Annotated in this window: 9 protein-coding genes; 3 read left to right on the forward strand and 6 right to left on the reverse strand. The window is 58.1% G+C overall.

All coding sequences use genetic code 11. From position 1 onward, the window contains the following. Positions 1–60 precede the first annotated feature (60 nt). From typA to glpX, 4 genes are all read right to left on the reverse strand, one after another. Positions 61–1,878 (reverse strand): translational GTPase TypA, encoded by a 1,818-nt coding sequence (gene typA, locus NW843_RS08245; protein WP_414522650.1) that lies wholly within the window; start codon positions 1,876–1,878, stop codon positions 61–63. Between the two features lie 168 nt (positions 1,879–2,046). Continuing rightward, positions 2,047–2,154 (reverse strand): photosystem II reaction center protein Ycf12/Psb30, encoded by a 108-nt coding sequence (psb30, locus tag NW843_RS08250; RefSeq protein WP_011433833.1) that lies wholly within the window; start codon positions 2,152–2,154, stop codon positions 2,047–2,049. Between the two features lie 107 nt (positions 2,155–2,261). Beyond that, positions 2,262–3,557, reverse strand: coding sequence for a glutamyl-tRNA reductase (locus NW843_RS08255; protein WP_414342169.1), 1,296 nt, complete (start codon positions 3,555–3,557; stop codon positions 2,262–2,264). A gap of 325 nt (positions 3,558–3,882) precedes the next feature. Continuing rightward, on the reverse strand, positions 3,883–4,926 hold the full coding sequence (gene glpX / locus NW843_RS08260) for a class II fructose-bisphosphatase (protein ID WP_011433831.1): 1,044 nt from the start codon (positions 4,924–4,926) through the stop codon (positions 3,883–3,885). A gap of 258 nt (positions 4,927–5,184) precedes the next feature. Between glpX and NW843_RS08265 the strand changes: the two genes are divergently transcribed. Then, complete coding sequence (locus tag NW843_RS08265; protein WP_414522651.1) at positions 5,185–5,460, forward strand: DUF1830 domain-containing protein; 276 nt, start codon at positions 5,185–5,187, stop codon at positions 5,458–5,460. A gap of 58 nt (positions 5,461–5,518) precedes the next feature. Here NW843_RS08265 and NW843_RS08270 read toward each other — a convergent pair whose 3' ends face one another. Beyond that, positions 5,519–5,785, reverse strand: a complete 267-nt coding sequence (locus NW843_RS08270; RefSeq protein ID WP_414409136.1) for a hypothetical protein — start codon at positions 5,783–5,785, stop codon at positions 5,519–5,521. Positions 5,786–5,949: 164 nt separating this feature from the next. Here NW843_RS08270 and NW843_RS08275 point away from each other — a divergent pair, with 164 nt between their 5' ends. Further along, entirely contained in the window at positions 5,950–6,558 is a 609-nt protein-coding gene (locus NW843_RS08275) for a peroxiredoxin (RefSeq protein ID WP_011433828.1), read from the forward strand. A 167-nt stretch (positions 6,559–6,725) separates the two neighbouring features. Here the strand turns inward: NW843_RS08275 and NW843_RS08280 are convergent, their stop codons facing one another. Continuing rightward, positions 6,726–7,160, reverse strand: a complete 435-nt coding sequence (locus NW843_RS08280) for a photosystem I reaction center subunit II PsaD (protein ID WP_369791755.1) — start codon at positions 7,158–7,160, stop codon at positions 6,726–6,728. A 234-nt stretch (positions 7,161–7,394) separates the two neighbouring features. Between NW843_RS08280 and NW843_RS08285 the strand changes: the two genes are divergently transcribed. Next, a complete protein-coding gene (locus NW843_RS08285; protein ID WP_414522652.1) occupies positions 7,395–8,258 on the forward strand; it encodes an arginase family protein in 864 nt (287 codons plus the stop codon). The last annotated feature ends 87 nt before the right edge of the window (positions 8,259–8,345 follow it).

Consider the following 8,345-nt stretch of genomic DNA (forward strand, 5'->3'; position numbering starts at 1 on the left):
TCAGTATAGTTGAGCTTATTATTGACTAGAGTCATGCTCTCTTCCAGTTGGCTCAGAAAACTAGCGGCGAGAGGGCGTTAACTGTGCCTTGCGCAGGCGCACCGACTGGGGCGTGATCTCCACCAGCTCATCCTCGCCGATGTATTCCAAAGCCCGCTCCAGGGTCATCTCCACCGGCGCTTGCAAGTGCACCAGCTCCTCCCCGCCCGCAGCCCGGTGGTTGGTCAGTTGCTTGGTCTTGCAGACGTTCAGCTCCAAGTCTTGGGGACGGTTGTGCTCGCCCACGATCATCCCTTTGTAAACACGGGTACCTGGGGTAATGAAAAACACACCCCGATCCTCGGCGTTTTTCAGGGCGTAGGTGGTGGCCACCCCTTCTTCAAAAGCAATCAGCACCCCGTTGCGGCGCATTTCCATCTCAGAGGTCAGGGGACGGTATTCCAAAAAGCTGTGGCTCATGATCCCCTCGCCGCGGGTGATGCGGATAAACTCCCCCCGAAAGCCGATCAGCCCTCGCGCCGGAATGACAAACTCCAGCTGAGCCCGACCATCGGATCCCACCATCATGTTCTGCATTTCTCCCCGCCGTTGCCCCAGCCGCTCGATGCAGGCCCCCACCGTCGCTTCCGGCACATCCAGCACCAAACACTCATAGGGCTCATAGGGCTGGCCGTTGACCTCGCGGAAAATTACCTTCGGTTGCCCCACCTGAAACTCATAGCCTTCCCGCCGCATGGTTTCTAGCAGGATGCCCAGGTGCAGCTCGCCTCGCCCCGACACCAAAAAGCGATCCGGCGAGTCGGTTTCTTCCACCCGCAGCGCCACGTTGGTTTCCAACTCCCGCATCAGGCGCTCCCGCAACTGTCGCGAGGTAACGAAGGTACCCTCCTGGCCGGCAAAGGGAGAATCGTTGACACCGATCATCACCTGCAGCGTCGGCTCGTCCACTTTGATGAGCGGCAAAGCCTGGGGATTCTCGGGAGAGGTGAGGGTATGGCCGATGTTGGCCTCGGCAAACCCCGCCACAGCAACAATGTGGCCGGCGGTGGCTTCCGTCAGCTCGATGCGCTGCAGGCCCTGAAAGCCGAACAGCTTGGTTACTTTGCCCTTGGCAATGGATCCATCCTCTTTCACCACTGCCAATGGATCCCCCAGGCGGATGGTGCCGTTGTGGATCTTGCCGATCACAATCCGGCCCAGGTATTCCGAATACTCCAGCGTGGTGACCTGCAGCTGCAGGGGCTTGCCGGGATCCCCAATGGGAGGTGGGACATGCTTGAGGATGGCCTCGAAAAGAGGCTTCATATCCAGGGATCCGCTGTACTTCCCTTCCAGAAAGGCTTTGAGATGGGCTTCTTCCAGGGCAAAGCCGCGCAACCCAGAGGCAAATAGATAGGGGAAGTCGCACTGGTCTTCGTCTGCCCCCAGCTCCAAGAACAAATCCAGCACCTTGTCGACGGCTTTGTAGGGCTCGGCGCGAGGCCGATCAATCTTGTTGACCACTACGATGGGGCGCAGGCCCTTCTCCAAGGCTTTGCGCAGCACAAAGCGGGTTTGCGGCATCGGGCCTTCGTTGGCATCCACGATCAACAAGCAGCCCTCCACCATCCCCAGCACCCGCTCCACCTCGCCCCCGAAATCGGCGTGGCCAGGGGTGTCGACGATGTTGATCAAGGTTTCGCCGTAGCGGACGGCTGTGTTTTTGGCCAAGATGGTAATGCCCCGCTCCCGCTCCAGCGTGTTGGAGTCCATCACACAGGTGGGAATGTCTTCCCCCTCCCGAAAGATGCCCGCCTGGCGTAACAGGGCATCCACAAGGGTAGTTTTGCCGTGGTCGACGTGGGCGATGATGGCAACGTTGCGGATGGGGAGTGACATATTAACCATTGACCAGCAGGATGTCGCCCTACAAGCAGGAGTGCCTTAGGGATTTCTTTACAACTCTAACGCAAAGGAGCGTTACGTTGCTAAACACTCCTGGCTTTGGGCTTAGCCCCAGCACTCCCAAAGGGTTATCCCGACTGCCTCAATATCCAGAGGGATCCCCTACATATCGGCGCCGCGCAGATAGAGCAGCAGGATGACCGCCGGGCCTGCCAAGACAATCAAGGCCAGCAGGGCCAACTGCACAAAAACTTCGTATTGTCCGAACATAATCCCAGATCCTGTGGCTTACGCTTTGTATCCTAAGGGGTGCCCTCCACCCCAGATGGGAGAGCTGTTACAATTCTTCAAGTCATGCGCTCTTCGCCAAGGGATCCCTAGCGCTCCTGCTGGGCTTGAAACACCACCGGATCCAGGTTGAACAGTTCCTGCAAGATCCGCATGGCTGCCCGCCGCGCCTCAATATCCCGTTTGGCCCGCAGTTGCACCATCGGGTCGTGCAGGATCTTGTTGACGATGCCGCGGGTCAAGGCGTCGATCACCTCCAGATGCTTCTCGGCAAAGTCCTTGCCCAGGCGGGAGAGGGCTTTTTCCATTTCCTGTTCGCGGATAGACTCCACCTTGTGGCGCAGGCTGGAAATGGTGGGCACCGTCTCCAGAGAACGCCACCACTCCATGAATTGATCCACCTCTTCTTCCACTAGGGCCTCGGCAGCCAGAGCCAGCTTTTGCCGTTGGGCGCGGTTTTCTTCCACGATGCGGGAGAGGTGATCCACATTGAACACCTGTACCCCCTTCAGCTTTTCCACGTCGGGATCGATGTTGCGGGGCACAGAGATATCCACCAACAACAGCGGCTGATCCGGCTGCAGAACCCCTGCCAGTTGCTGGTAGGTGAGGATCGGCTGGGTGGCACCGGTGCTGGTGAAGACCAAGTTGGACTCGGCCACGCTGCTCAGCAGCGACTCCCAGGGCAACACCTGGATCGGCTGCTCGAATTGCTTGGCCAGGGCTTCGGCCCGCTCCAGGGAGCGGTTGACCACCGTGATATCGACTGCCCCTTTGGCCAACAGGTGCTGCACCAACAGACGGGCCATTCTCCCCGCCCCCACCACGGTAACTTTGCCCTGAGAGAGGGATCCCTGCTCTTGCAGAGCCAACTCCACCGCTGCCGAGCTGATGGACATGGCGCCGGTGCCGATCTCCGTTTCGGTACGGACGCGCTTGCCGGCGGTAATGGCTGCCTTAAAAAGGCGATTGAGGATGCGATCCATGCCGTTGCAGGCTTGGCCCAGTTGCTGGGCTTTTTTCACCTGCGAGAGGATCTGCCCTTCTCCCAGCACCAAGCTGTCCAGACCGGCAGCCACCCGCATCAGGTGGGTTACCGCATCCTGGTAAAGAAGGGTAAACAGGTGCGGACGCAGTTGGGGCAAGGGGATCCCTTTCAGCTCAGCCAAGAACTGCATCGTCTGCCGGACACCACTCTCCATTTCTGAGGTGACGATGTAGACCTCCAGCCGGTTACAGGTGCTGAGGATCGCAGCCTCCTCAATGTGGGGGTGGGCGCGAAGCTGCTGGATCGTCTCTCCCACCTCCGCCTCCGCGATGCTGAGGCGCTCCCGAATCTCCACAGGAGCTGTGCGATGGCTAAGACCGACAACCGCGATAAACATGCCTCTCCGTCGTCTGTACAGCAACAGCAAAAGTTATTAAAAACAAAAACTCTGAACAAAAGCAAATATTGTTTCAGAAAGAAGGCAAAAGCTGTAACCGATATGGGGGATCCCTTGACTCGGTTCCAGCAAGCTTAGGTAACTTTTCTCAGCCTACCTAAACCCTAAGACCAGTATCGAACCGGTTTTGCCGGATTTTGCTGAAGAGTTATTACGTTTTCACGGGTTGGGGCTTGATAGATTTCGTAACTTTCCCAAAAAGGCAAGGGCGACCTCCAGCAGGGGAAAGCCGCCCCGATCTGCGAGGATGTTAGATAGGGATCCCTTAGCGCAGCTGCAGTCCGCGGGGCTGCTGGCCATCTTTCATGTGGATGGTATCCACAAAGCGCACCGTGCGGGATTGGCTGGAAATCACCAAGGTCTCGGTGCGGGCCCCGCCCCCGAAGAAGCGCACCCCGCGCATCAAGTCGCCATCGGTGATCCCGGTGGCAGCAAAGAGCACTTCCTTGCCACTGGCCAGCTCTTCACACTCCCACACCTTGTCGGGATCCTCGATGCCTTTTTCTTTGAGTTCCCGTCGCGTTTCCTCCACGGGTGGCAAGTAGGTGCCTGCCTGAACCACCTCGGGATCGTAGATCAGCCGACCCTGGAAGTGGGCGCCCAAGCACCGCAGAGCGGCTGCCGAGATCACCCCCTCAGGAGCAGCTCCGATCCCCATCAGAGCATGAATGCCGGTGCCGTTGAAGCCCGCCGAGAGAGCCGCCGAGATGTCGCCATCGGTGATCAGCTTCACCCGCGCCCCCGCCTCTCGAATTTGGCGAATCAGATCGAGGTGGCGCTTGCGATCCATGACCACCACCGTCAGATCGGAGATCTCCCGATCCAGGCTTTCGGCGATGATCTTGAGATTTTTCTCTGGCGGATAGTCGATGTGCACCTTGCCCTTGGCCTGGGGCGGAGCCGCCAGCTTTTGCATGTAGATGTCCGGGGCGTGGAGAAGGCCGCCTTTCTCGGAGATGGCCAGCACCGCCATAGAGCCGTTTTGGCCTTTGGCCACTAGGTTGGTGCCCTCGCAGGGATCCACAGCAATATCGATCTCCACCAGCTCTTCCACACGGCAGAACTGCTCAGCATCCGGGCGGGTACAGATGCCCACTTCTTCGCCGATGTAGAGCATGGGGGCCTCATCGCGGGTTCCTTCCCCGATGACGATGCGACCGCGCATAGGGATCTGGTTGAGTTTCTCCCGCATGGCCTCTACAGCCACCTGGTCGGCGGTCTTGTTGTCCCCTTTGCCCATCCAGCGGGCGGCGGCAATGGCAGCCTGCTCCACGACTTCGATGATCTCTAGCCCCAACTTGTTGTCCACGATGTGCCCCCTTGCTGATCTCGGAATGGTGAAGGCCAACTTAAGGATATCTTCAGACTCTTCCCCTCAGTTTACCAGGGCAGGCTTCTCCTCGGGATCCCATTCTCTCAACCCCAATAAGCTGAGAGAACAAATCTCCCAAAGCCAGTCAGGAAGAGCGATCCCCGTCTTGGCGGCTTACTATTGCCGCTTGGGGATCAGGGATGGTAGCCTATTTTAAGGGCAATAAGTTTTTCTTAACACCATTAAAAAAACGCAATGAAAAGATACGCTTTTGTCAACCGTTCCGGACAGGTTCAGGTGATCCGCACGATCCCCGGCCACTGGGAGCGCACCCTCTTCCCCGGCCAGCAGGCGATCTTTGAGGCGGAGCCGGACGACTATCTGGAAGTTTACAGTTGCTGCTGCTCCACCGCCATCCTGGAAGAGCGCCGCCCCTGTCGCCATCTGGTGGATTCTTCCTCGCCTGAGGTTGACCTCTACCTGTGGTCATCTTCGCAACGGGGAACTCTGGCGGATGCGTTGAACGGTTGACAGGCTCTAGCGGCTGGCTGCCCCATAGGGGCAAGAGGACTGGGTTTGCCCAGGATAACTAGATTGGGGATCGCTTCTCCTGAGGCCGATCCCCGGATTTTTCAGAGGGCGGATGCGGATCTGGAGAAGGGGCATCGGGGGGACGGGTCAGGCAACTGCCCCGCGCAGCATTGCGAAAGGTATCGATGCGCTCCACGCAATTTTGATGGCCGCAATAGGGGCAATACAGGCGATCCCCAGGTTGGGGCTCCACATCGGCCTGGCTCCACCACCGCCGACAGCGATCACAACAGAAGTGATAGAGGAACTCCAGCGCCACTCTCATGGGATCCCTTGCAGAGCTGAACCGATCAGCATGGAAAAATGGGGATTATCCGGATCCCGGCAGTTGGGATCCGTCGCTATCTATCGAGTTAAGGCAGAGTCATTATGAGTATGGTATGTTAGGTTTGGTTTACATTTGCACTTTACCGCAAGGAGCGTTGATTTATGTCTCAGGAAGGATGCCTGCGAGTGGGGCAGCCCGCTCCCGATTTTTCCGCCACCGCCGTCTATGACATGGAATTCAAGACGGTGAAGCTCTCCGACTACAGGGGTAAGAAGTATGTGGTGTTGTTTTTCTACCCCTTGGACTTCACCTTTGTCTGCCCAACGGAGATCACGGCCTTCAGCGACCGCTATGACGACTTTGCCAAGCTGGATACCGAGATCCTGGGTGTTTCAGTGGATAGCGAATACTCTCACCTGGCCTGGATTCAAACCGACCGCAAGGCTGGAGGGGTGGGTGAGCTGAGGTATCCTCTGGTCTCTGACCTGAAAAAGGAGATCAGCGCTGCCTACAATGTCCTGGATCCGGAAGCGGGTGTGGCGCTGCGCGGCCTGTTCATCATCGACAAAGAAGGGATCATCCAGCACGCCACCATTAACAACCTGGCCTTTGGCCGCAGTGTGGATGAAACCTTGCGCACCCTGCAAGCTATCCAATACGTGCAATCTCACCCCGATGAAGTTTGCCCGGCCAACTGGCAGCCCGGCCAGAAAACCATGCACCCCGACCCGGTGAAATCCAAGGAGTTCTTTGCGGCGATTGCCAAGTAGGTTGGCCCCTGGGATCCCTGGCTACATATAGGAGATCCCCAGCGCTTCCGGGCGTAGCTTCAGCTCAAGGTGGGCTGGAGCTTTTTTGTCGAAAACAGGCAAGCAAAAGATCCCCCGACCTTGCTAGGGGATCCTGAAACCCAGTAGGGAGCGAAGCTGTGGGGAGTTCAATCCCAGGGTTTCCCGCCGGTGAACTTGTAGGTAATCGGCTCCTTGTTTTTGCCGATGTTGCGATCCACTTTGCCGACGGGCTCGCGGCCTTCGTTGACCTTCTCGGGAAAGACGCCGTCTTTGGGATGCACCAACACAGGCTCCCCCCCCGCGGGAATGCGGAAGATCTGGTAGTCGTTGATCTTGTAGTCGGATCTCAACTGGGCACCCAGCGCCAAACACTGCTCTTTGCGGGCAAAGGTGAGAAAGTTTTTGCCTTCCACCATTTCGGCAGCGCCGCCGGTGGGCATTTCAAACACCTGCCCCGGCTTGCCCGTCCAGGTGATGACGTATTTTTCTTCGGTTTCGGCTGCGCTCAACAGCCCCCCGGTGGATCCCCCAAATAGAGGCAGCTTTGCTCCCTGACGAGGATCGCCTTCCATCACAGCCATAGTCTACCTTTCTCAACTCGTTGTGGTTTGCGGTGGTTTGCCTTGTCCAAACCGCGGTTTGCGGCGCGAAGCACTTTGAATCTACCACTGACTCGATTTTTGGCCCCAGTTCCGCCTGGGAACTGTAATCTTTCGTAGCAGACCGGCTTGCTCTCGGACGGATCCCTGGGCGCCCTGTAGGCCACCATAGAACAAGCCGGAGACCCACAGCTTTCTGGAAAAGGAACAGCGCCCATGGCCCAGTGGTCCCTCCATCCCAGCTCGCAATCCAACGCTAGGGTCATTCTCATTCCCACCGCCTTTGGCCACGATACTCAGGCTCCGATGGCCATTCTCAATGCCGGTTCGGAGCTGTGTGCCTTCGAGCCGAGGTTGGGGATCGATGTGGATAAGCTGGCGGTGGCGCAGTTGCCGGGGCTGGTGGATGAGCCTCCCTACGGCATGTGTGAGGCGGCGGTGACTCAAGCTTGGAGACGACAACAATGGCCGGTGCTGTTGCCTTCGGTCTTGGCCGCCAGTTGGGGGGCCATTCGTGCCCTCTGGAAGCACTACCCAACTCTGAGTGTGGTGCATTGCAGCGCTCATGCCAACCTGATGCCGCCCCCAGAGATGACCCAGCCGGATCAAGATACAAGCTATGGCAGTGCTGCCTGGGTGGAGTTGCTCTATCAGCACAAGCTGCCGGTGATCCATGTGGGATTGCGCAGCGGCAGTGCGCGGGCCTACGCATGGCTGAAAGCCCACCACAGCCCAATATTCTGGGCCCAAGATGGCTGGGATCCCCAGCAGGTGGTGGCCTCTTTGCCGGATCAACCGGTGTTTTTGGTGGTGGACTGCAGTGTGCTGGATCCTTCCTTGGCGCCCGCCGTGAATCACCCAGAGCCAGGGGGGGTGAGTTGGTTGCAACTGTTGCAGATCTGTGAGGCCATCTTTGCTGCTCGTCCTGTGGTTGGCCTTTCGCTGGGAGGGGTGGCGGTGGGATCCGCAACGCGGCAAACCGCTCGTGTGGTGGCCCGCCTGCTCAATTGGTTGCTGGCCTGCTATGCCCTTCACTCCCTGAAGGTGACTGCTCAACCGCAACCTGCCCAGACTGTTTAAGCTGCTCAAAGATGAATGCCTGAATATCTGGAAATGGTTGCATGAACCTGATACATTCACGCTGAACTCTCCTGAACATGGTTCAGG

Source organism: Synechococcus sp. R5-12 (assembly GCF_047502655.1).
Lineage (GTDB): Bacteria > Cyanobacteriota > Cyanobacteriia > Thermostichales > Thermostichaceae > Thermostichus.